The organism is Proteus terrae, from assembly GCF_003144325.1.
GTDB classification, from domain to species: Bacteria; Pseudomonadota; Gammaproteobacteria; order Enterobacterales; family Enterobacteriaceae; genus Proteus; species Proteus terrae.
In genome coordinates, this window is the sequence record NZ_PENS01000005.1 from 94564 (window position 1) to 117874 (window position 23311).

General features: G+C 37.8%; 20 protein-coding genes. 9 read left to right on the forward strand and 11 right to left on the reverse strand.

The annotated features are described in order from the left end of the window. Nucleotides 1-16 precede the first annotated feature (16 nt). From mgtE to purM, 6 genes are all read right to left on the reverse strand, one after another. Complete coding sequence (gene mgtE / locus DK857_RS05230; RefSeq protein ID WP_109393993.1) at nt 17-1480, reverse strand: magnesium transporter; 1464 nt, start codon at nt 1478-1480, stop codon at nt 17-19. A gap of 232 nt (nt 1481-1712) precedes the next feature. Continuing rightward, nucleotides 1713-3245 carry an exopolyphosphatase gene (gene ppx / locus DK857_RS05235; RefSeq protein ID WP_109393992.1) on the reverse strand — a complete coding sequence of 511 codons (1533 nt, stop codon included), beginning with the start codon at nt 3243-3245 and terminating at the stop codon, nt 1713-1715. A gap of 4 nt (nt 3246-3249) precedes the next feature. Then, nucleotides 3250-5331, reverse strand: a complete 2082-nt coding sequence (gene ppk1 / locus DK857_RS05240; protein WP_109393991.1) for a polyphosphate kinase 1 — start codon at nt 5329-5331, stop codon at nt 3250-3252. A 46-nt stretch (nt 5332-5377) separates the two neighbouring features. Beyond that, on the reverse strand, nt 5378-5968 hold the full coding sequence (gene speG, locus DK857_RS05245) for a spermidine N1-acetyltransferase (protein WP_109393990.1): 591 nt from the start codon (nt 5966-5968) through the stop codon (nt 5378-5380). Nucleotides 5969-6074: 106 nt separating this feature from the next. Further along, nucleotides 6075-6704, reverse strand: a complete 630-nt coding sequence (gene purN / locus DK857_RS05250; protein ID WP_109401722.1) for a phosphoribosylglycinamide formyltransferase — start codon at nt 6702-6704, stop codon at nt 6075-6077. Between the two features lie 13 nt (nt 6705-6717). Continuing rightward, the gene (gene purM, locus DK857_RS05255) at nt 6718-7758 is read right to left on the reverse strand and encodes a phosphoribosylformylglycinamidine cyclo-ligase (RefSeq protein ID WP_109401723.1); all 1041 of its coding nucleotides are present in this window, start codon (nt 7756-7758) and stop codon (nt 6718-6720) included. Between the two features lie 231 nt (nt 7759-7989). On the opposite strand from purM, the gene upp reads away from it, so the two are divergent. The 4 genes from upp (at nt 7990) to hda (ending at nt 12531) form a co-directional block, all read left to right on the forward strand. After that, on the forward strand, nt 7990-8616 hold the full coding sequence (gene upp, locus DK857_RS05260) for a uracil phosphoribosyltransferase (RefSeq protein ID WP_023581896.1): 627 nt from the start codon (nt 7990-7992) through the stop codon (nt 8614-8616). A 191-nt stretch (nt 8617-8807) separates the two neighbouring features. Next, nucleotides 8808-10109, forward strand: a complete 1302-nt coding sequence (gene uraA / locus DK857_RS05265; protein ID WP_109401724.1) for a uracil permease — start codon at nt 8808-8810, stop codon at nt 10107-10109. Nucleotides 10110-10395: 286 nt separating this feature from the next. Beyond that, the gene (locus DK857_RS05270; RefSeq protein ID WP_109393987.1) at nt 10396-11601 is read left to right on the forward strand and encodes a mechanosensitive ion channel family protein; all 1206 of its coding nucleotides are present in this window, start codon (nt 10396-10398) and stop codon (nt 11599-11601) included. 222 nt (nt 11602-11823) lie between these two features. Further along, nucleotides 11824-12531 carry a DnaA inactivator Hda gene (hda, locus tag DK857_RS05275; protein ID WP_006533048.1) on the forward strand — a complete coding sequence of 236 codons (708 nt, stop codon included), beginning with the start codon at nt 11824-11826 and terminating at the stop codon, nt 12529-12531. Between the two features lie 208 nt (nt 12532-12739). Here the strand turns inward: hda and DK857_RS05280 are convergent, their stop codons facing one another. From DK857_RS05280 to bepA, 3 genes are all read right to left on the reverse strand, one after another. Next, the gene (locus tag DK857_RS05280) at nt 12740-13984 is read right to left on the reverse strand and encodes an MFS transporter (RefSeq protein WP_109401725.1); all 1245 of its coding nucleotides are present in this window, start codon (nt 13982-13984) and stop codon (nt 12740-12742) included. A 693-nt stretch (nt 13985-14677) separates the two neighbouring features. After that, nucleotides 14678-15034 carry an arsenate reductase (glutaredoxin) gene (gene arsC, locus DK857_RS05285; RefSeq protein ID WP_109401726.1) on the reverse strand — a complete coding sequence of 119 codons (357 nt, stop codon included), beginning with the start codon at nt 15032-15034 and terminating at the stop codon, nt 14678-14680. An 8-nt stretch (nt 15035-15042) separates the two neighbouring features. Further along, nucleotides 15043-16515: a beta-barrel assembly-enhancing protease gene (bepA, locus tag DK857_RS05290; RefSeq protein WP_109393984.1), complete on the reverse strand. Its 1473-nt coding sequence runs from the start codon at nt 16513-16515 to the stop codon at nt 15043-15045. A gap of 154 nt (nt 16516-16669) precedes the next feature. On the opposite strand from bepA, the gene DK857_RS05295 reads away from it, so the two are divergent. After that, nucleotides 16670-17746, forward strand: coding sequence for an AI-2E family transporter (locus DK857_RS05295; protein WP_109393983.1), 1077 nt, complete (start codon nt 16670-16672; stop codon nt 17744-17746). 85 nt (nt 17747-17831) lie between these two features. On the opposite strand, the gene bcp is transcribed toward DK857_RS05295, so the two are convergent. Together bcp and DK857_RS05305 are read right to left on the reverse strand one after the other, a co-directional pair. After that, the gene (gene bcp, locus DK857_RS05300) at nt 17832-18302 is read right to left on the reverse strand and encodes a thioredoxin-dependent thiol peroxidase (protein ID WP_088495299.1); all 471 of its coding nucleotides are present in this window, start codon (nt 18300-18302) and stop codon (nt 17832-17834) included. A 17-nt stretch (nt 18303-18319) separates the two neighbouring features. Further along, nucleotides 18320-18877: a glycine cleavage system transcriptional repressor gene (locus tag DK857_RS05305; protein ID WP_036912784.1), complete on the reverse strand. Its 558-nt coding sequence runs from the start codon at nt 18875-18877 to the stop codon at nt 18320-18322. A 215-nt stretch (nt 18878-19092) separates the two neighbouring features. Here DK857_RS05305 and dapA point away from each other — a divergent pair, with 215 nt between their 5' ends. The 4 genes from dapA to purC all read left to right on the forward strand — a co-directional run bounded on the left by dapA (nt 19093) and on the right by purC (nt 23169). Continuing rightward, a complete protein-coding gene (dapA, locus tag DK857_RS05310; RefSeq protein ID WP_023581903.1) occupies nt 19093-19992 on the forward strand; it encodes a 4-hydroxy-tetrahydrodipicolinate synthase in 900 nt (299 codons plus the stop codon). Between the two features lie 16 nt (nt 19993-20008). Next, complete coding sequence (gene bamC, locus DK857_RS05315; protein WP_109393982.1) at nt 20009-21055, forward strand: outer membrane protein assembly factor BamC; 1047 nt, start codon at nt 20009-20011, stop codon at nt 21053-21055. Between the two features lie 286 nt (nt 21056-21341). Continuing rightward, the gene (locus DK857_RS05320) at nt 21342-21932 is read left to right on the forward strand and encodes a phosphatase PAP2 family protein (protein ID WP_088495302.1); all 591 of its coding nucleotides are present in this window, start codon (nt 21342-21344) and stop codon (nt 21930-21932) included. Between the two features lie 523 nt (nt 21933-22455). Continuing rightward, nucleotides 22456-23169 carry a phosphoribosylaminoimidazolesuccinocarboxamide synthase gene (purC, locus tag DK857_RS05325; RefSeq protein WP_088495303.1) on the forward strand — a complete coding sequence of 238 codons (714 nt, stop codon included), beginning with the start codon at nt 22456-22458 and terminating at the stop codon, nt 23167-23169. Nucleotides 23170-23311 lie beyond the last annotated feature (142 nt).

The following is a 23311-nucleotide window of genomic DNA, read 5'->3' on the forward strand; positions in this document are numbered from 1 at the left end:
GTCATTGAGGCTTTTCTTAGACTAAGAAGATAGTTGCTAAACCTAAGAAGATAAAGAAACCACCTGTATCTGTAATTGCGGTTATCATAACGCTTGAACCAATCGCAGGATCTTTACCTAATTTAATCATGGTCATCGGGATCAATACACCCATCATGGCAGCCATTAAGAGGTTTAATACCATCGCCATTGTCATTACCGCGCCCATAGCAAGGTCACCATAGAGGAGGAAGGTGACAATTCCCATTATTCCACCCCAAACAACGCCGTTAATAAGGGCAACGCCAAGCTCTCTTAAAATTAAGAAGGAAAAGCTTCCGGTTTGAATTTGGTGTAGCGCTAATGCGCGAACAATCATTGTGATAGTCTGATTACCTGTATTTCCCCCAATACCCGCAACAATCGGCATCAATGTGGCAAGGGCAACTAATTGGGAAATGGTATCTTCAAATACACCGATAACACGAGAGGCAACGAAAGCCGTACATAAGTTGATAGCGAGCCAAGTCCAACGTGTTTTAACAGCTTGTCCGACGGGGGCAAAGACGTCTTCTTCTGGGCTCAAACCACCCATACGACGAATATTGGTATCACTCTCTTCATGCATGTTATCAACGATATCTTCAACGGTTAATCGCCCCATTAGAAGACCGTTACTATCAACAACAGCTGCTGAAATTAAGTCATAACGTTCGAACGCGCCCGCTGCATCTTCACCTTTCTCTTCAGGCATAAAGCTAACAGTGTCTGTTTTCATTACATCTGAGACAAGTTTATCAGGAGATTGAGTTAAAACGGTGGTTAATGGAAGCTCGCCCAACAGATGGTTTTTATTATCAATAACGAAAATTTTATCTGTTGCTTCAGGAATAGAGCCTCGTTGGCGTAGATAGCGTTGTACCGTTTTTAACGTGACATTGCCTCGCACAGTAACGAACTCAAAATCCATCATCTGACCGACACTGTCTTTTGGATATTGAAGAACTTCTCTTATTCTATTACGCAGGCTTGGTTCTAAATAGGTAAGAAGGCGACGCATTGTATCGCGAGGTAAGTGCTCAGCGATATATGCTTGCTCATCCACATGTAATGTGGCGACCGATCGTAATAATTCACGGTCAGTCATATCTTTAATTAAGCTGTCCCAAACGGCGACAGAAGCTTCGACTAAAACAGCACCACGTTCATTATTATCAACCAAGTGCCACAGGGCTAGACGTTCGTCATAGGGAAGGGCTTCAAGAATATCTGCAATATCTGCCGCGTGTAGATCTTGTAGTAATTCTCTAACAGTGGTGATTTTTTCATGAAGTTCATGGTGGCTCAGCCTATCATTTTCACTTGCTTCACCTAAAACGGTTTCAACAAAATGTTCATCTTCGAGAAAGATGCTCAAAATTTGCTGACGCAGGTGTGCCACTTTTTGTGAATACGGATTGATGGCAGCCGCAGTATCATTGTTGATAGCTGTTTGAGACATGTTATTCCTTTTTAATTCTTACGAGGGAGATAACCATTGACACTAATTATTCCATTTTAGGATGATTATCGGTCTTCTCCATATAAAAAATATGAATCTTGAACAATATTGCGTTGGTGATGTTCATATTATGGTCACAAATCAAACCTATGTTGTTATGTGATGATTGTTGTATGATAGATGCAACAAAAGACGCATTGGCTAGCGTCTTTTTCTGCATAATATCATATTGTTAAGCAGATTCCTCTTTTATATCCAGTTTCCAACCCGGAACTGACTGCCAATGCTCTTGTTCTTTTTCTAAATCCAATTCCATCAATGTGTTATCGGAAAGATATTTTTTAGGAAAATAAAGAGTCCAATGATTTTCATCTGTAACTAAACGCAAAGATGCGGGTTTTGTCGTCGATTGTCGCTGATTATTAAGTAAAGTTGCTAATCTTAGTATTTGTACGAGTGGAAAATACTGTTTCTTTTTATAAAGATTAAATTTTGGCAACTCATCTAGCTTGATCCCTTTTCGGTGATATCGAACTAAGGTTGTTAATAACAGTTGTTGCTCTTGATTAAACCCGGGTAAATCAGTATTTGAAAGAATATAGGCAGAATGGCGATGTAACCCACTTAAATTAATGCTTAATCCTACTTCATGTAACATGACAGCCCAGATTAAAATGGCTTCTAAATCAGGACGAACCAATTTAGGATTTTGATATGCCCACTGAGCGTAGAGAGATTGCATTGTTTCAAGAACACGTTTTGCTTGCTCTCTATCGATATTATAGTGCTCTGCAAGGCTTTTCGCAGTACGTTGGCGAATATCTTGATGGCGAAATCTGCCTTCCATTTCATAAAGCACACCTTCACGTAATGCACCATCAGATAGGTGTAGGGATTTTAATCCTAAAGAATCAAATATACCGCATAAAATCGCCAAACCTGGTACAAAAACATGTTTACGTTCATCGGATAATCCGGGAAGGGCGATATCTTTAAATTTCTTAAATCGTAAGATTTGTTTAGTGAGCATAAGTAGGCGTTCTGGTGTGATAACACCGTCTTTTTCACCAAACTCAACTAAGATCTCATGGGCCGCTTTAATTGTTCCTGAAGCTCCTAAAGCAACATCCCAGCCAGTCATTTTGTATTGCCATGCAATTTTTTCCATTTTACGCGCTGCTTTTTCTCGAGCTTTACGAAAAGCGGATTCGCTGATTTTCTGTTCTGGGAAAAATTGACGGCTAAAACTGACACAACCCATGCGTTGGCTTTCGATTAAGATTGGTTCAAAATTTTCACCAATAACCAATTCTGTTGAGCCACCACCGATATCAATAACGAGCTTTCGACCTTTTTCAGATTGAGTGTGTTCAACACCCATGAAGATAAGTCGGGCTTCTTCGTGTCCTGAAATAATTTCGATAGGATAAGGAATAACTTCTTTGGCGCGTTGAAGAAAGACTTTTGCATTAGTGGCGACACGTAAAGTATGTGTTCCCACGACGGTGACATTTTCCGCAGGAAAGCCCTGTAACCTTTCAGCAAAAAGAGAAAGGGCTGAGAGCCCACGTAACATAGCTTCTTCGCTTAATTCGTTATCATCATCAAGGCCATCAGCAAGATAAACTCGCTGTTTTAAACGGCTTAATACTTGTAATGCGCCATTAACAACCCGCGCAATAATCATATGAAAACTATTAGAACCGAGGTCAATAGCCGCAATTTCTAAAGGACGTGGTGAAGAGTCATCTTGTGATAAAGGCATAGAATTACGCTCGTGGATCTGGTTGTTCTAACAATTTAATGTACTCATAGACAGCAAGCTGGGAACGGATCTTACGTTTATTTCCACGAGGAACATAGCTATTTGTTAAATCTTTATCGATATAGCGTGCTTTTACGGTGTCATTAAATTGAATATCCAGAATATCAAGAACGCGCTGTTTAAGTTGAGGATCAAGCAAAGCCACTGCAACTTCAATGCGATAATCAAGATTTCGCGTCATCCAATCCGCAGAAGAGAGAAAGATTTTTTCATCGCCTTTATTTGTAAACACATAGACACGATCGTGTTCTAAAAAGCGGTCAACAATGCTAGTTACCTGAATATTTTCACTAAATCCCGGCTGATTAGGGACTAAAGAACACATTCCGCGTACTAATAATCGTACTTTTACGCCAGCTTCTGACGCGTCATAAAGGCGATTAACGAGCTCTTCATCAACTAAGTTATTCACTTTTAATGTGATCCCCGCGGGATGTCCGGCTTGGGCACTGTGAATTTCGTTCGTGATTAATTGATTTAACAGAATACGCGAGTTTTGTGGTGAAACCATCAAGTGTTCAAAAGTCACTGGGCGATAAGGGTTTTCAATAAAACTAAAGACGCGACGCACTTCATTAGTAATTTCGGTATTCGCCGTTAATAGTGAATAGTCAGTATAAAGACGCGCTGTTTTTTCGTTGAAGTTCCCGGTACCGATATGAGCATAGCGAATAATTTCACCATTTTCTAAACGTGAAATGATAAATAATTTTGCGTGAATTTTCAGACCTGGGGCAGAGAAAATAACGTGTACACCTGCTTCTGTCAGGCGTTTGGCCCAGTGGATATTTGCCGCTTCATCAAAGCGTGCTTGTAACTCAACGACAACAGTGACACGTTTACCGTTATGCGCAGCATGGATCATCGAATCAATGATCCGAGAATCTTTAGCAACACGGTAAATATTGATTTTTATTGAGATAACACTTGGGTCAAAAGAGGCTTGGCGCAACAATTCCAGCACATGCTCAAAGGTATGATAAGGATAATAGAGCAAGACATCTCGCTCACGTATCGCATCAAAGCCATTACGGAAATTATCAAACCAAACATGGCGTAAGCGTGGGATCACTTTATTTAAAAGAAATTTACTCCCTTCATTTGGGAAGTTAATAAAATCTTTGAAATTATGATAACGACCACCAGCTATTACGGAGTCATTATTCGATAAACCTAATTTACTACGCAGTAGTGCCACCATTTCATCAGGCATATCCCGCTGATAAACAAAACGGACAGGTTCAGCGGTAAGGCGCTGTTTTAATGTCGATGACATCATTTCAAGTAAGCTTGATTCCATTTCTGTCGCAAGATCGTACTCGGCATCTCGCGTCATTTTCATGGAATAAGCACTTAATGAGTCATAATCAAAAAAGCCTTTAAATACCTCATCAAGACAGTAGCGTAAAATATTATCCAATAAAATCATGGATTTTTTCTTACTGCGTCCTTGGTCTGTAGGCAGAATAACAAAACGAGGTACTTTATCTGATGGAATTTCTAGTAAGGCATAATGAATAATTTGCCCTTGCACAATTTCAACCGCTAGATAGGTATAGTCATCTTTAAGAAACTCAACTAAGTCTGTTTCAGGATTAATTACAATAGGCGTGATGTGCTTTCTTAAATTTTGACGGAAGTATTGGCGTAACCAGATTTGTTGATTAGGTGAGATTTGACGTTCGTTAATTAAAAAGATTTGATTTCGCGCCATTTCAAGTAACAAATCATTATATAAGGCGTCAAACTCTTGATCAGCTTTAGCCACTTTTGACTGAATTTTCTTTATAAGATGGCGAGCATGACTTGATGCAGAGCGTGAACCACGCTCTTCATTAATTAAAATACGGCGTTTTACATCGGCAAAACGAACCTTGTAGAACTCATCAAGATTATTTGAATAGATCCCCAGAAACCTGACTCTTTCTATTAACGGGTTTCGTTTATCAGCCGCCTCTTGTAATACACGTTCGTTAAACGCAAGCCAACTGATCTCTTTATCAATATAGAGTCGTTCCTGGGACATCTGAACTCCAACATGGGTTAAAGTTAAAACTTAATATCTGAATAAATCAGACGTGTTGCTTAATGGTTGCACCCGGCTTAACAAAATTTTCGGGTTTCGCCTCTTTGGCTTTTTTTGCAAAATAAGGCGCTTGGAAAGTACACATTCTAATCGCAGAACGGTAGGCACCGTTAACAAAAAACTCATCTATTAAATCACCTTCTTTTTTAAAGCCAAGCTTTTCATAAATATGAATCGCTTTAGCATTCTCTTTATCGACGATCAAATAGAGTTTGTATAAATTAAGTACAGAGAAAGCATAATCCATCGCTAATTTTGCTGCTCGTGCAGCATAGCCGTGGCCTTGGTGTGCAGGTGCGATGATGATTTGGAATTCAGCACGACGGTGAACATAATCAATTTCAACCAACTCGACAAGCCCAACTTTAGTGCCGTCACTTTCGGCAATAAAGCGACGTTCACTTTGGTCGTGAATATGTTTTTCATAAAGGTCGCTTAACTCGATAAAAGCCTCATAAGGCTCTTCAAACCAATAGCGCATAACGCTGGCGTTATTATCAAGTTGATGGACAAAAGAGAGATCTTCTCGTTCGAGAGGACGTAATTTTATAGGTGGAACTTTCTTACCACCGGACATAAGCACCTCGGTGAATGCATTGAATAAAAAGAGAAAAGTGTGACATAAAAAAAGTCACGCGAGCTACAGTGTAGCACAATGTGACTTTTTATCTTAAACGAAATAGTTAACCAAGGTTGTCGAAAAGCGCAATATCATCGAGAAAAGCTTGATTACTCTTCATTTTTAATCGCTCGTCAGCTAACCAACCGATCGCTAATGGATAGATACGATACTCTTCAGTTTGTATTCTTGCTTGTAATGATTGTTCAGTATCATCGGGTAAAACAGGAATACGCGCCTGAATAATCATGGGACCACCATCAAGCTCTTCTGTAACAAAATGGACGGTAACACCATGAAAAGAGTCTTTATTCGCTAAAACTTGGCGATGAGTGTGTAATCCAGGATATTTAGGAAGCAAAGAAGGATGAATATTTAATAATTTATGCTGATAGTGAGTGACAAAATCAGGCGATAAAATACGCATAAAGCCTGCTAAAACCACAATATCGGGCTGATAAGCATCGATTTGTTCAATTAACGCTTTATCGTAATCCGCTCTGTCATTATATAGAGCAGGATCAACAAAATAAGCTGGAATATTAGCCAGTTTTGCTCGTTCAAGACCATATGCATCAGCTTTATTACTTAAGACAGCAACCACATTTCCTGTGATTTTATTTGCCCTACAGGCGTCGATAACCGCCTGTAGGTTGCTGCCGTTTCCTGAAATAAGGACGACAATATTTTTCATTCACATGCTTTCATTAGTTAATAATAACTTGTGCTTCACCAGTAGCTTGTGGCGCAACTTCACCAATTAACCATGCGTTTTCACCACATTCAGCCAGATGTGCTAATGTTTTTTCAACGTCATTTGGGTTAACGGCAATTAACAAACCAACGCCACAGTTAAAGGTGCGATACATTTCATGTGTACTGACTTGTCCGGCATCTTGTAGCCATTTGAAAACCAATGGCCATTCCCAACTTTTACTTTCGATACGCGCTTGCGTGTTTTCAGGTAATACGCGAGGAATATTTTCCCAGAATCCGCCACCTGTAATATGTGCTACAGCATGGATGTCCACACTTTCAATTAATGAAAGCAGTGACTTCACATAAATACGAGTAGGGGCTAATAGGTGATCGGCTAATGATTTATCGCCTAATGGTGTGTTTTCAGCTTGCGTATTGCTGACTTCAAGAATTTTTCTGACTAATGAATAGCCATTAGAATGAGGACCACTTGATGCTAAAGCGATTAGTGCATCGCCAGCTTTAACTTTGCTACCATCGATAATTTCTGATTTCTCAACCACACCGACACAAAAGCCTGCGATATCATAATCGTTACCGTGGTACATTCCTGGCATTTCAGCAGTTTCACCACCGACTAGTGCACAGCCAGATTGCTTACAACCTTCTGCAATACCTGTTACTACGCGTGCTGCGGTATCGACATCTAATTTTCCTGTGGCATAGTAGTCAAGGAAGAAAAGGGGTTCCGCACCTTGAACAATCAAATCGTTGACACACATTGCGACTAAATCAATACCGATGTCATCATGGCGATTTAAATCCATCGCAAGGCGAAGTTTAGTTCCTACGCCATCAGTGCCTGAAACTAAAATAGGTTCGCGGTATTTAGATGGAATTGCACAAAGTGCGCCAAAACCACCTAAACCTCCCATAACTTCAGGACGGCGGGTTTCTTTTACTACACCTTTGATACGATCGACTAAAGCATTACCTGCATCAATATCGACACCGGCATCTTTATAGCTGAGAGAGGATTTGTTAGTCACGTAGAGCCCTCACGGCAAGTTGCTGTTAAGAAAAAATGTGTGCGGACGCTATTCTAACAGGCAAAGCAAACGTTTGCGAGGATCTTCTTTATAGGTCACAATTATTCATGTTGGTGTGGTTAAAAGCTGTGCGTTTGATCAATATCAATAGAAAAACGATGGAATGTTGGCAAAAAAGCGGTATAATCTCGCGATTTTTTTGTCAGGCTGCGTCGTACATTAGGAGAAATTATGAAGATCGTTGAGGTAAAACACCCACTCATTCAACATAAATTGGGGCTGATGCGAGATCATGATATAAGCACTAAACGCTTTCGTGAACTGGCTTCAGAAGTTTCCAGTCTACTGACGTATGAAGCTACCGCCGATTTAGAAACAGAGACGGTAACAATAGAAGGTTGGTGTGGTTCGGTAGAGATAGAACAGATTAAAGGAAAAAAAATCACAGTAGTTCCTATCCTCCGTGCAGGTATCGGGATGATGGATGGAGTATTAGAAAATATTCCTAGTGCCCGAATCAGTGTAGTTGGCGTTTACCGCGATGAAGAAACATTAAAACCTGTCCCTTACTTCCAGAAATTAGCATCCAATATTGAAGAGCGTATGGCTCTTGTTGTTGACCCTATGTTAGCAACAGGCGGCTCTATGATTGCCACAATTGATTTATTAAAAAATGCGGGCTGTACTTCAATTAAAGTATTAGTACTGGTTGCTGCTCCAGAAGGAATTAAGGCATTAGAAGAAGCTCATCCAGATGTGGAATTATATACTGCATCTATTGATAGTCATCTTAATGAACACGGGTACATCGTTCCAGGCCTTGGCGATGCTGGTGATAAGATATTTGGTACAAAATAATAATTAAGCCGACTTTGATAGTCGGCTTTTTTTTGGACCACTTATTTGTTCTATACTCTAAATATTTTAAGGTGTCGCTAGATGAGTCGTTCGAGTGAGCGTAGTTAGTAACGCGGTGGCTTAAAGTAAGACGAGTATAAAGTTAAAAATACAAACCAATTTCACATTCATATTAAAGAGAGGTCGTAAGCATGACTCGTCGTGCAATCGGGGTAGAAGAGCGCCCACCATTATTACAAACAATTCCGTTGAGTCTTCAACATCTGTTTGCAATGTTTGGCGCCACCGTACTTGTGCCAATTTTATTTAAAGTTAATCCGGCAACAATATTGTTATTTAACGGGATCGGAACCCTGCTTTATCTCTTTATTTGTAAAGGACGCATTCCTGCTTATTTAGGTTCAAGTTTCGCGTTTATCTCACCGGTACTTTTACTGTTACCTCTAGGGTATGAATTAGCACTCGGGGGATTCATCGTCTGTGGCGTGTTATTTTGTATCGTTGCAGGTATTGTTAAAATAGCAGGGCGAGGCTGGATCAATGTGATGTTTCCGCCTGCGGCAATGGGCGCAATCGTTGCCGTCATCGGGCTTGAATTAGCAGGAACCGCTGCAGGAATGGCAGGATTATTACCAAGTGCTGATGCACCAGTTGATAATCAAACACTGTTTATTTCTATGGTAACTTTAGGTGTGACAATCTTAGGCTCGGTGATGTTTAGAGGATTCCTTGCTATTATTCCTATTCTTATCGGGGTATTAGTTGGTTATGCACTCTCTTTCTTCTTGGGCGTTGTTGATATTACTCCAATTAAAGAAGCTAACTGGTTTGCACTACCGACATTCTATTCTCCACGTTTTGAATGGAGTGCCATCTTTATTATTCTACCTGCCGCATTAGTAGTTATTGCAGAGCACGTTGGACACCTTGTTGTTACAGCCAATATTGTGCAACGCGATTTAATGAAAAACCCTGGCTTACATCGTTCTATGTTCGCAAACGGTTTCTCTACCATTATTTCGGGTTTCTTTGGCTCAACACCAAATACCACTTACGGTGAAAATATTGGTGTTATGGCTATCACTAAAGTTTACAGCTCATGGGTTATTGGTGGCGCAGCAATTCTTGCTATCTTATTATCTTGCGTCGGTAAACTTGCTGCTGCTATTGCTGCTGTACCTGTTCCAGTGATGGGTGGGGTTTCATTACTACTTTACGGTGTTATTGGTGCATCAGGTATTCGTGTCTTGTTAGATTCAAAAGTGGATTACAACAAACCACAAAACTTGATATTAACTGCAATTATTCTGATTGTTGGTGTGAGTGGTGCATCCATTCAGATTGGTGCGGCTGAATTAAAAGGCATGGCATTAGCAACTATCGTAGGTATTGTTTTAAGCTTAATCTTTAAACTAGTCAGTATTGTTCGCCCTGAAACAGAATTAGTGGATAACACCATTGAATCGGTGAGTGGTACAGCAAACAAAAAGTAATCGACTAAGAAAATCTAAAGCAATATGCTGAAATTAATAAAAAAGGTGGATGATCTCCACCTTTTTTATTGTGTTTTATTTTTATGTCATATTAAAAACTAAGATTATTGATATTTTAAGTATTTAAAACTTAGGAGAGCATGATTAATTCAATCATGATGTTTATTTAAATGAAATAAATGAGACAATGGGGGTCTGTTCTTATACGGAACAGGCAATTTGTCTGTGGTTTGAGTGATATTCGTTTTAAGATTGGAAGCGTCTCAAAAAAGGTATAACGTAATTTATGGAAAAGCTGATTGAAATTTATGATTTCATTACATCAAAGCAGATTTTTACCACAGTATTTTTAGTTATTGTGTTGCTGGTGGTGTGGTTTCTCGCCAAAATGATTTTCCGCCGAATAGCAAAGCGTTTACTTTTTTTATTTACTGAACTTTCAGATGAAGAAACGATAGAAGATATAGCTAAAAAGAGTGCATCTATCGTTGCTGTTACACTCGTTCTCTATATTAATCAGCTATTACCGTCTTTTTCAGCCGAAATGAATATTATTTTTGAGACGGTTGCTCGCGCCTTTATTATCATCAATATTGCCTCATTGCTAAATAACGCGCTTGATATCTTTAATATTAGGCACGCCAAAAAAGCGTGGCATCGAAATAACTCTATCAAAGGCTATATTGAGATTGCCAAAATTGTGGTTTGGATTATCTCTTTTATCCTGATTATTGCGTTATTTACTGAACAATCACCACTTATTATTATCTCAAGCTTTGGTGCCATTGCTGCGGTATTAATGTTTGTTTTTCAGCATACACTTATCTCTTTTGTTGCCAATATTCTTATTTCTAACGGAAAAGTATTAAAGCTTTATGATTGGATTGAATTGCCCAGTAGTAATATCAGCGGTGAGGTTATTGATATCGCATTACATACGATCACTGTGCGTAATTGGGATAATACGATTTCACGTATTCCAACCAAAGATTTTTTGACTGAAAAATATACAAACTGGCAACCAATGTTTTCATCAGGAGGGCGTCGGATCAAGCGTAGTTTTTATATTGACCAATCTTCGATTTCATTTGCAACGCAAGAGTTAGTATTAGAGTTAAAAAATATAGCACCGCTTCGTAAGAGCATAGAAACGATGCTAGAAGGAAAGGAAGAAGAGATTGGTGACATTAATGAGTGGTTAGAAACAAAAGGGGTGACAAACCTACAATTGTTTCGTAAGTACATGCTAAATTGGATAAAGATGCGTGGTGATGTTCGGCCTGATATGTATTTAGTGATCAGAACAATGCCACCTACACCGATGGGATTACCTGTAGAGTTATATTGTTTTACTCGTGCAACTACGTGGGTTGAATATGAAGAGACTCAATCTGAAATTTTTGAGTATATAAATGCATCAGCCAAATATTTTAAGCTCGATATTTATCAGCAACCTTCAGGTAATGATGTTGCGAAATTAAAATTTAGATAATAAAGACGATTAAATAAACAAGAAATATTTTCTGATGTTGCACTAAACAATTTGTGATACAGAGAGGCGACAAATAAATAAGTCACTAAGAGCCTATAAAATAGGCTTATCACGATAATTTTGCTGTTATCTTAATCAGTGCAATGTGCTTTTTTAATATTGATTCTGACCTTGTGAGAATTTGTGTTAGAATCACCACGTTTATTAAACTATTCAGGTGAGGTGCTTCTGAATACGCCGTCACAGCTATCATTACCACTATCTCTGCCCGATGATGAGACATTCGATAGCTTTTATGCAGGGGAAAACGCGTCATTAGTCGCGGCAATTCGAACCGCCATTCATCAATCTCATGGCAGTTATATCTATTTCTGGTCTCGTGACGGAGGTGGAAAGAGTCATCTATTACATGCCGCTTGTGCTGAGCTTTCACTAAAAGGCGATGCTGTTGGTTATGTTCCTCTTGATAAACGAGCCTATTTTGTTCCTGATGTTCTGGAAGGCATGGAACACTTATCCTTAGTTTGTATTGATAATGTGCAATGTATTGCAGGTGATGAAGAGTGGGAACTCGCCTTATTTAATCTTTATAACCGCGTTTTAGAGCATGGGCGAACTTGTTTATTAATTACAGGGGATAGGCCACCTCGCCAAATAGAGCTACAACTTCCTGATTTAGCATCTCGACTCGATTGGGGGCAAATCTACCGCCTGCAACCTTTAAGTGATGAAGAGAAAATTCAAGCGTTACAATTAAGAGCAAAACTTCGCGGGTTTGAATTACCTGAAGATGTCGGGCGTTTTGTATTAAAACGTTTGGACAGAAAAATGCGAACCTTATTTGAAATGCTTGATGAGCTTGATCACGCCTCTATTGTTGCTCAACGTAAACTGACCATCCCATTTGTGAAAGACATTCTCAAACTTTAAATCGCCTCACTCATCTTATTCGGTGAGGCTAATAATCTAAATCCTATCTCTATTTCCCAAATCTAATATCTATTGAAGGTAACAATTCTTGGTTTTTTTAAACCGTGGTATTTCTATTATCTCTGATAAAAAGAGATAAAAAAACCGCTTGTCTTTATACAAGGCAAGCGGTGAGAGACACAAACAATAAAGGAGGAGGGTTAAATAATTAGTTTGCTTCTGCTACTTTGGCTTTCTGAACCAGTAAGAAAATCAGATAAAGTACAGTGATTGCAACGGTGTAGCCTGTGAAGATTAACCAGAATGATTTCCAATCAACTGCGCCATTAGTGGTATATAAGTCAATCACCCATCCACTTAACATTGCACCTAAATAAGTACCGAAACCGTTCACTAAGGTCATAAACATACCTTGTGCTGTTGAACGATATTGTAATGGGATCTCTTTTTCTAAGAACAGTGAGCCAGAGATATTAAAGAAGTCGAATGCACAACCATACACAATCATTGATAACAATAAGACGATTTGACCTAATGATGTGTAGTCACCATAAGCAAAGAAACCGAAACGTAAGATCCAAGCAATCATACTAAATAAAACGATAGTTTCGATTCTTACACGTTTTAATAACAGTGGTAGGAACAGAATAAATACGACTTCTGAAATCTGTGAAATAGATAAGAACACAGAAGGATAACGTGCAAAGAATGAATCATCTGCATTTGGAGATTGTGCAATATCTTGCAGGAATGGCACGCCAAATGTATTAGTAATTTGTAGTACAGATCCTAACAATGTTGCGAAAAATAAGAAAACAACGACATTTTTCTTTTTAAATACTTGCAAGATGTTGGTGATACTAAATGCAACTTCTTCGGCTTTAGTTTCGTTTTTATCAGCTGCTTTAGTTGCAGGTAAGAACATTGCAAATACAGCTAAAGCAATAGATGCGATCGCTGCAACAAAGAGTTGATGGTAGCTATTACCTAAACCTAAGAAGCTAATCACCCACATGGCTGCAATAAAGCCAACAGTGCCGTAAACACGAATTTTAGGGAAGTAGTTATTAGGCTCTAAATGTTTTTGTTCTAACAGTTCAAAAATGATGCTGTTTGCCATTGAGATACTTGGCATAAAGAACAATAAATGTAATAGAGTTGCAAAGAATAGTGTAGTTACTGTTGTCATTTGCGACATTAGCACTAATGCTAATGCGGAAAAAATATGCAGGGTAATAAACACTAATTTTCGGTTATTTATTTTATCTGCAATAAATCCCATGATGACGGGGGCGATAAGTGAGGCAAGTCCAAGAGCACTGAAAATAAGCCCAACATCACTACCTTTAAAATGTAGCTCTCCAAAGAGATACGAGGCAAATGTTACAAGCCAAGATCCCCATATAAAGAACTGGAGGAATGAGACAAGTTTTAATCTAAGTACGATATTCATCTGTTTTCCTATTAGCCTAGCAATCACCCGACACCAATAATGGTGATTGGTTAGTTTTAATTGCCCATAATGTTGGCTATAACGTTGTTTATTTCATATACATCTACAACTTCATTTCACACTGATTAATTGTCATCAAGTTAAAAAACATCAATGAAAGAAGAGATAGAGTAAATAACAAATTGAAAGCTTATTGCTGTGTTGCAGTATTGTTTTAAATGTGTATTTCTTGTTAATTTCTTTCTTGGATGATAATGAAAAAATATTTTGGCAAGAATTTATAGTTTATCAATTCTGCTATCATATTTTCTGATGCTCATGATATGTAGGAATACATTTGTGTAAAGAGACTTGAGTCACAATATAAATGAAACGCATGATTATTTTTTTCTCATAATTGTGAGTTTATGCGGCGTAGTGTGATCTAAATAAAAGTTTTCAAAAATGGCGATTTCTTACTCATAAAAAATATGAAATTGAGATGAAAATTTTTGAAAGCATAAAGCGATTGTTTTTTTTCTATTGTGGAAATAAGAAACACTTTGCTAATTGTAATTTTTACAATTTAACAACATTTGATGATTGGTTTCTTATTTGAGAAAAGAGAGTAAACGATTGCGAGATTAATAATGAAGTGGATAGAGAGAAGCCCATATATGTAAGAACATAAATATGGGCTTTAAATTTTGAAGATTAATTAAACAGTTCTTTCACTTGTTCTGGTGGGCGACCTAAACGGGCTTTATTACCTACAACCACAATAGGGCGTTCAATAAGTTTAGGGTTTTCATGCATTGCTTGAATTAATGCATCTTGCGATGTTTCATCAGCCAGTTTTAGCGTTTTATAAATTTCTTCTTTTGTGCGCATTAACTCTCTTGCGTCATTAAAATCTAATGCTTTTAGCAGTGTTTTAATTTCTGCTATAGAAGGAGCTGTATCTAGATAGTGAATAACATTAGGCGTTATTTGCATTTCTTCTAGTAAATGTAAGGTTTCACGGCTTTTTGAACAGCGTGGATTGTGATAAATCGTCACTTTCTTGGTCATGTTGTCCCTTATTTAAATTGACTATCTCTTTGCTGAATTTTTCTTAATTGGTCTATACGAGCATCAAAGCGAGCTTGGTCGTTACTACCTAATTTAACTTGTCGGCTTGCATCACCTAAATAACGAATTGCCGTTTCAAAGTCACCTCTTAGGGCCAAATCTTCTGCATAAGCGGCTAATTCATGAGCTCTATCACCTTGCTTAGCTGAATTTTCTGCCATTAATTGCCAACCGATAGGATCGCTTGGATTATCAAAGGTATAACGATAAAGCAGGCGGTTAGCTTCGTTATATTGCTTATTATGCATATATGAATTAGCTAAGTTGGCAATAAGAACATTGTTATTGGGTCTTTGTTTCAATGCCCGTTGTAATCTTGCAACCGCATCGCCTGCACGGTTTTGTTCTAAATCGATATCCGTCATGGCGTCAATAAGCCAAATATTATTCGGATCTTTTTCTAACATGGGAGTGAGCAGTTTTCTTGCGTCATCAAATTTACGATCACGAGAATAGAGCAGTATTAACGCATAATTAGCCGCTGATTTTTCAAGAGCAGTGCCTTGTCTAAATTGATCAAGTGTCGTTTGTAGTGCATTTTCTGATGTTGGATTTTTCGTCAACATGGTTAATACACGCATTTTTGCAAACAGAAAATCAGCTGACTGTGGGATTTGTCGAGCAGGGAATTGACTTGCTCGGCTTCTTGCATCGGATAAACGGCTATCGGGCAAGGGGTGCGTTAATAACATTTCAGGCGGTTTAGAGCTATATCGTACTTGGTCTGCAAGAATTTGCATAAAGTCAGGCATCCCTTTAGGATCAAACCCAGCACGGTAGAGTGTTTGTATTCCGATACGATCTGCTTCTTGCTCATTCATTTGCGTGAATGTGATCATATTTTGCTGCATACCTGCCATACTTCCCGTAAAGGTCGCAAGGCCTGCATTCGGATTCGCCATAAATATCAGAATAGAACCTAATACCCCCGCAAGAGCAAGAGGCGTTGTTTTAGCCTGATCTTCAAGCATTCGTGCTAAATGTCGTTGAGTAACGTGTGTGATTTCGTGAGCCATAACAGAGGCTAATTCACTTTCTGTTCGGCTATATCGAAAGAGTGCGGAATGCAAAACAATGTTTCCCCCAAAATAAGCAAAGGCGTTAATATTGGGATTGTTAACTAAATAAAAGTGAAAAGGGGTTTTGACCGAACTGGCATTCGAAACGAGTTTTTGTCCTAAATTATTAATATAGTTAGAAAGTAATGGGTCAAAAACTAATGGTGCACTATTTCGCAGTTGGCGAGTATAGTAATCACCCATAGCGATTTCTTGATTGATGCTTAATGTTGAACCTGCGGTGGTTCCCATATCAGGTAAAGAGTCTTCAATATCAATCGCAGCCTGAGCGGGTACTACTGATGTTGATAGCAACGCAGAAACAAGAAGCGCGACTAATGGTTTTTTAAGTCTGAGTTTCATACAACTGTATCCTGATAGCTATCTTAACGAAAAATTAATAATTAATGATGTATGATAGCAAAACCTAACGTAAAATCTGTCAAAAGATTATTGCTTATGTAAATGAATACATACAGCCCTATTATTCTGATTATTATAAAGGATCTTTATTTTCATGCTGGACTTGCTTGTTCAATGGTACAAACGCCGATTTGCTGATCCACAAGTTATCGCCCTTGTGGTCATTTTGATTGCCGGTTTTTCAATTCTGTATTTTTTCAGTGGCATACTTGCTCCTTTATTAGTGGCAATTGTGCTTGCTTATCTTTTAGAGTGGCCAACTCATTTACTTGAGAAATTAGGATGCGCCCGTATATGGGCAGTATCGATAATTCTGACACTCTTTATCGGTATTAGTGCCATTGTAATTTTGATTTTAGCGCCAACGGTGTGGCAACAGGGGATGACACTAATTTCAGATATCCCAAATATGATCAATAAGTTCAATGCATTTGCGCATGAATTACCGGATCGTTTCCCTGCATTAATGGATGCGGGCATTGTTGATATGATGGCAGAAAACTTACGCAGTAAGTTCTCAACGGTGGCTGAGTCTGTATTAAAAGTGTCTTTAGCTTCGTTAATCGGAATTATTACACTGTCGATTTATCTTATTCTTGTGCCTTTAATGACGTTCTTCTTACTTAAAGATAAGCAACAGATGCTTAATGCGGTTCGTCGTGTTTTACCAAAAAACAGAATATTGGCGGCTCAAGTTTGGATTGAAGTTAACCAGCAAATTACCAATTATATTCGGGGTAAAGTAACCGAAATGATAATTGTAGGTGTTTTTACTTATTTTGTATTTGCTTTCTTCGATTTGCGCTACTCTGTATTACTTGCTGTTATCGTCGGTGTTTCTGTTTTAGTCCCTTATGTTGGTGCTGTTTTAGCAACGATCCCCGTTATTGTGATTGCATTATCTCAGTGGGGATTAGGTTCTGATTTCTGGGCGTTATTTATCGCTTATCTTGTTGTTCAAGGATTGGATAGTAATTTATTAGTGCCAATTTTGTACTCTGAAGCTGTAAATATGCACCCTTTAGTTATTATATTGTCAGTGATTATATTCGGTGGAATGTGGGGATTTTGGGGAGTTTTCTTTGCTATACCATTAGCAACGCTGATAAAAGCAGTATTGCATGCATTACCTGATGAAATTGCGAATGAGCAACATACAAAGAAAAGCTAATTACCGCATTGAATGTATTAACAAAATATAAATAAAAAAACAGACAGTGAAAACTGTCTGTTATTTTATCAATTCAAAGCATTTATTATGGATGCTGAGCGAGATATTCGAGAACGACTTGATGGTGATTACTGGTTTTAAAGTTATCAAATACGTGTTCGATAACACCATTTTTGTCAATTAAGAATGTTGTACGATGAATGCCATCGTAAGTTTTCCCCATAAATTGCTTTTCTCCCCAGATACCAAACTCTTCTGCAATCTTATGATCTTCATCTGAAAGCAACGTGAAATTTAACATCTCTTTTTCAGCGAAACGGGAAAGTTTTTCTGATTTATCTGTGCTGATGCCGAGTACTTCAACTTTAGCTTTTTTTAGTGCATCCATTTCATCACGTAAGCCACAAGCTTGAGTTGTACAACCAGGTGTCATTGCTTTAGGGTAAAAATAAACGAGCACACGTTGGCCAGCGAAATCAGATAAATTAATTGTTTCTCCATCTTGGTCGGGCAGACTGAATTGAGGCGCCTTTTCACCGGCTTTTAATGGGTTCATTAGGTCATTCTCCATTTTTACTGTTTCATCATCAGACTATTTACGATACTTATTGTGCCTTGAGCGTTCAGCTCTGTACATAATTGATTAAATTTCTCATTAATAACAAGACCATGATCATCTAATGGATTATGCGCCGTAATTTGTATTTCTAAACGGGCTGGTGAACCATCTTCTGACGGGTGTGTTTTAGATATTAATTCAGCAAGATTAAAATTATGTTGGCTAAATAGATTAGTAAAGCGTTCTACAATACCGGGCGCATCTTCAATATCAACTTTTGCTGCGATTGTTGAAGGATAGGTAATCGGTGCACCATTGGTGGTTCTTTTCATTACGGTCAATAAATCCAGTTCCGCACTTTTAATGGGCAACAACGCTTCTAATTGTGCGATAGCGTTCCAGCCACCTGAAAGTAGCATGATAAACGTAAACTCTTGACCAAACATCGCAAGTCGGCTGTCCTCGATATTACATCCGCATTGGCTGACTAATTGTGTAATGGTATCAACAATACCAGGACGGTCAGCACCTAATGCAGTAATGACGAGAAAATGTTTATCAGGTATGGGCAAAATAAGGTTCCTTTTGACTTTCAGTTTATTCTTAACAGGTAAACACAAATTTCGATTTCTGCCAAGATCTCAGGCTCACTATCTTCAATTATTATATCTCTTTAATTCATATCAAAGAATATTAGCAAATTTCATTAGAAACCTAGAGTTAAGTAGTTTTCAATAGAGCAATGAATGAGTACCATTGAGTATACGTCTATCTCGGAGCAATGATTATGGTGAATAACGAATTTAATTTTACAGGCAGTATGGTGGCATTGGTTACACCAATGGACGCAAAAGGCAATGTTGACCGGGTTAGTTTACGTAAATTAGTTGACTATCATGTTAATGCAGGCAGTGCCGCAATAGTTTCTGTTGGTACAACAGGAGAATCTGCAACATTAAGTCATGATGAGCATGTTGATGTCGTTCTAATGACATTAGATATGGCCGATGGGCGTATTCCTGTGATTGCTGGTACTGGTGCAAATGCAACATCTGAAGCAGTTTGGTTTACACAACAGTTTGAAAATAAAGGTATTGCAGGTTGTTTAAGTGTAACGCCTTATTATAATAAACCTTCACAAGAAGGATTATATCAGCACTTTAAAGCGATTTCTGAAAGCACAGCATTACCACAAATCCTGTATAATGTACCGGGTCGTACTGGATGCGATTTATTGCCTGTAACTGTTGCACGTTTAGCCAAGTTGGATAATATTGTGGCAATTAAAGAGGCGACAGGGAACTTAAGTCGTGTTAGTCAAATCCAAGAATTGGTTAATGATGATAGTTTTATCTTATTAAGTGGCGATGACGCATCATCATTAGACTTTATGCAACTTGGCGGTCATGGTGTTATTTCGGTTACTGCTAACGTTGCTGCGTCAGAGATGGTAGAATTATGTCGATTAGCAAATGCAGGTGAGTTTGCAAAAGCACGTGAACTTAATCGACGTCTGATGGACTTACATCATCAGTTATTTGTTGAACCTAATCCAATCCCAGCTAAATGGGCGTGTCAACGTATTGGATTGATTGAAGACGCCACATTGCGCTTACCTATGACTCCGTTGACATCATCAGGTCAGCAAATTGTTGAGAAAGCGCTGTTAACAGCGGGAATACTGTAAAACTTAGGGAATTTTAATGGCAACACTATTGCATAAATCAAAGATTATGAAAGTCGCGGGTCTGTCGCTGGTGGTTTTACTGGCAGCCTGTTCGAGTGATCAGCGCTATAAACGTCAGGTCAGTGGTGATGAGTCTTATTTAGAGACGGCAGGGCTAAAGAATTTAGCGATTCCGGCGGGTATGGTGTTGCCTTTGCAAAATGGGGAATATGACATTCCAACCCCTAAAAAAACTGAACCTGTTGGTTTAGCGCTTGATATTCGTCCACCAACTCAAGCACTGAATCTGTTAAGTGGTTCACGCAGTGAAAATAATGCAGATAACAGCCGTTTGTTATTACCAAATTCACCTGAAAACACAACACTGTATGAGCAAGTTAGCTCTATCTTAAAAGAGAAAGGTGTTGCGATTACCAAAAGTGATGCTGGGCAAAAAGAGATCCACACTGATTGGATCACATGGTTACGTGCAGATGAAAACGTACCTTTCCAAACACGTCAGCGTTTAGTGATTGCTCAGTCAGGTAATGCTATTTCGTTAACAGTGACTAACGAAGGTTTACGCCAAGGCGAGACTGAGGTGACTGATCCGGCTGAAGTGAAGCGTTACAATATTTTAATGCTTAACGAATTGGTTGATGGCTTAAATCGTATGCGTAATTTAAGCGAAAATACGGCAAGCAGTAGCTTACAAGGTATTATCGATGTCCAAAGTGGCAGTGATAATGCGGGTCTTCCAGTGATTATCGTTCGTGCACCATTTGATGTGGTTTGGGATAGATTACCTATCGCATTAGAAAGTGTTGGTATGAAGATGGGCGATCGCACACGTTCTAAAGGTTCAATTGAAGTAACCTATAAAGGAATGAGCAGTGCGAACTGGAGTGCGTTAGGTGTTGATAGACCAACTGTTGAAGAAGCGGATTATAAATTACAAGTCGGCGATTTAAATAACCGCAGTAGTTTACAATTTATCAGTGATAAAGGTAAACCATTAACACAATCACAAAATGATCAAATGGTTGCTGCACTGAAAGCTGCTTTCAGTAAACCAGTTAAATAAGCATTATTCTTTAAAAATATAAGAAGCCGCACAATAAACATTGTGCGGCTTTTTTATGTTCTTAACTTAATTGTTTTAATCTAAATTGAAATTTATTTATAAAATGTAATTGAAGCTATCAAACTAAACATCATTAGTTGAATACTCTTTTAATGATAGGATTTAATTTAAATTTATTAATAATATTAATCTTAATGCAATACGCTTAAATTTATGCAATATTGCGTCAATTCTTATCCTTAAATAAAAATAACAAAGCATTCTCTGACTATATGAAGGAGTATTTATGAGTGCAGGTGATATGATTATTCACTTGATATTAAGTGGGATACTTATTGTAGGTGTTTATCAATTTTATTTTTTTACTCAACGATATACATTGAGAGAAGTGAAAGTTATTAATTCACCGATTGATGAAAAAATTCCTTTCTGGCCATGGTGGTCATGGATCTATAGCTTTTTATATTATCCTGCAATTTTATATCTCAACTGGATCATTCAAGACTCAAGACAATTCATTATGATTGTTTTTAGTTATATTGTTTTGTTAGTCATGCAAATGTTTTTCTTTGTTGTGTTCCCTGTTGCAACCCCTGCACATTGGCGCACCTTAAACCCAGGAAAAACAGCGTCAGAGAAATTTCTTAAGTTTGTTCAGTATTTTGATGATTCCTCAAACTGTTTCCCAAGTATGCACGTTTCCGTTGCTACACTCACCGCATGTCTTGCTTATGCAACATTAGGGCCTTGGGTTTTCTTATTTCCATTATTTATTGCATTATCCTGTATGTTCACGAAACAACATTACTTAATTGATTTACCTGCTGGTGCTTTATTAGGTTGGTTTGCTTATGAGATTTACTGTTACATTATTTAATTAAAGCATTATGCTATTAAGAGATAATATGGGTCTTTTAAAATATAAAAATAGATTAGAGATAATCATTAAAACTTGTTGATGCTAACACTGATAACCAGATTAAATTTCAATAAAAAGAAATTAATCTGGTTTTTTTATTATTGATTACTCAAAATAAATGTAATGTGAAACAAAATAATGCTTACTAAGAATATCATCTAAAAATAGAAATAATGGAGTGATATAATCTATAATTATTCTTATTCTGACTTTTTATTTTTTATATATTCTGATTTTATCAAACGATTTTTGATTGGCGATTATAACTTTCATTATTAGTGTAATTATTCAATAGAATTAATTGAAATATGATTTCTAATAACAGAGATTATTTTTAATAAAAAAACGTTGTGAGTTCTGGATTAAGGGCGAGATTTTTTAGTGATAGCATTCACGTTTTAAAAGCTTTTTTGTCTGATCTAGAGTAGAGTATGGGAAGCAAATTTCTTGTTAAACCTATCACATCTTTGGAGTGTGTCAGATGCAGAAAAAAGCTGAGTTGTATCGTGGAAAAGCCAAAACGGTCTATGCCACTGAATCTTCTGATTTTCTTATCCTTGAATTCAGAAATGATACATCAGCGTTAGATGGCCAACGTATTGAACAGTTTGATCGTAAAGGCATGGTAAATAACAAATTTAACCATTTCATTATGAATAAACTGGAAGAAGCGGGTATCCCAACGCAGATGGAACGTTTGCTTTCTGATAATGAAGTGCTAGTAAAAAAACTCGATATGGTACCTGTTGAATGCGTTATCCGTAATCGCGCTGCGGGATCATTAGTCAAACGTTTAGGTATCGAAGAAGGTACACTTTTAAACCCACCAATCTTTGATTTATTCTTAAAAGATGATGCTCGTCATGATCCTATGGTCAATGAATCTTATTGTGAAACTTTTGGTTGGGTATCTAAAGAAAACCTCGCAGAAATGAAACGTTTGAGCTATAAAGCAAACGATGTCCTTAGCGAACTCTTTGATAAAGCAGGGCTTATTTTAGTTGATTTTAAACTTGAGTTTGGTCTATTTCATGGCAAGGTTGTATTAGGTGATGAGTTCTCTCCTGATGGTAGCCGTCTATGGGATAAAAATACCCTAGATAAAATGGATAAAGACCGTTTCCGTCAAAGCTTAGGCGGATTAATAGAAGCATACGAAGAAGTTGCACGTCGAATCGGTGTTTCTTTAGACTAAATACGCAAACGATTACGTCAGGTTAAATAAGATGTAATTAGAAAAGGTCAGCTTAAAAGCTGACCTTTTGTCTTAAATGGGGCGTATTAAATAGAATGTATTAAACAAGTAACTATAGCGATAGCTTAATTGAATGATATTC

Excerpts from the sequence above, each read along its gene's own strand:
- mgtE (WP_109393993.1), bottom strand. The coding sequence starts at position 1,480 with ATGTCTCAAACAGCTATCAACAATGATACTGCGGCTGCCATCAATCCG.
- ppx (WP_109393992.1), bottom strand. The coding sequence starts at position 3,245 with ATGCCTTTATCACAAGATGACTCTTCACCACGTCCTTTAGAAATTGCG.
- ppk1 (WP_109393991.1), bottom strand. The coding sequence starts at position 5,331 with ATGTCCCAGGAACGACTCTATATTGATAAAGAGATCAGTTGGCTTGCG.
- speG (WP_109393990.1), bottom strand. The coding sequence starts at position 5,968 with ATGTCCGGTGGTAAGAAAGTTCCACCTATAAAATTACGTCCTCTCGAA.
- purN (WP_109401722.1), bottom strand. The coding sequence starts at position 6,704 with ATGAAAAATATTGTCGTCCTTATTTCAGGAAACGGCAGCAACCTACAG.
- upp (WP_023581896.1), top strand. The coding sequence starts at position 7,990 with ATGAAGATCGTTGAGGTAAAACACCCACTCATTCAACATAAATTGGGG.
- uraA (WP_109401724.1), top strand. The coding sequence starts at position 8,808 with ATGACTCGTCGTGCAATCGGGGTAGAAGAGCGCCCACCATTATTACAA.
- DK857_RS05270 (WP_109393987.1), top strand. The coding sequence starts at position 10,396 with ATGGAAAAGCTGATTGAAATTTATGATTTCATTACATCAAAGCAGATT.
- DK857_RS05280 (WP_109401725.1), bottom strand. The coding sequence starts at position 13,984 with ATGAATATCGTACTTAGATTAAAACTTGTCTCATTCCTCCAGTTCTTT.
- arsC (WP_109401726.1), bottom strand. The coding sequence starts at position 15,034 with ATGACCAAGAAAGTGACGATTTATCACAATCCACGCTGTTCAAAAAGC.
- bepA (WP_109393984.1), bottom strand. The coding sequence starts at position 16,515 with ATGAAACTCAGACTTAAAAAACCATTAGTCGCGCTTCTTGTTTCTGCG.
- DK857_RS05295 (WP_109393983.1), top strand. The coding sequence starts at position 16,670 with ATGCTGGACTTGCTTGTTCAATGGTACAAACGCCGATTTGCTGATCCA.
- bcp (WP_088495299.1), bottom strand. The coding sequence starts at position 18,302 with ATGAACCCATTAAAAGCCGGTGAAAAGGCGCCTCAATTCAGTCTGCCC.
- dapA (WP_023581903.1), top strand. The coding sequence starts at position 19,093 with ATGGTGAATAACGAATTTAATTTTACAGGCAGTATGGTGGCATTGGTT.
- bamC (WP_109393982.1), top strand. The coding sequence starts at position 20,009 with ATGGCAACACTATTGCATAAATCAAAGATTATGAAAGTCGCGGGTCTG.
- DK857_RS05320 (WP_088495302.1), top strand. The coding sequence starts at position 21,342 with ATGAGTGCAGGTGATATGATTATTCACTTGATATTAAGTGGGATACTT.
- purC (WP_088495303.1), top strand. The coding sequence starts at position 22,456 with ATGCAGAAAAAAGCTGAGTTGTATCGTGGAAAAGCCAAAACGGTCTAT.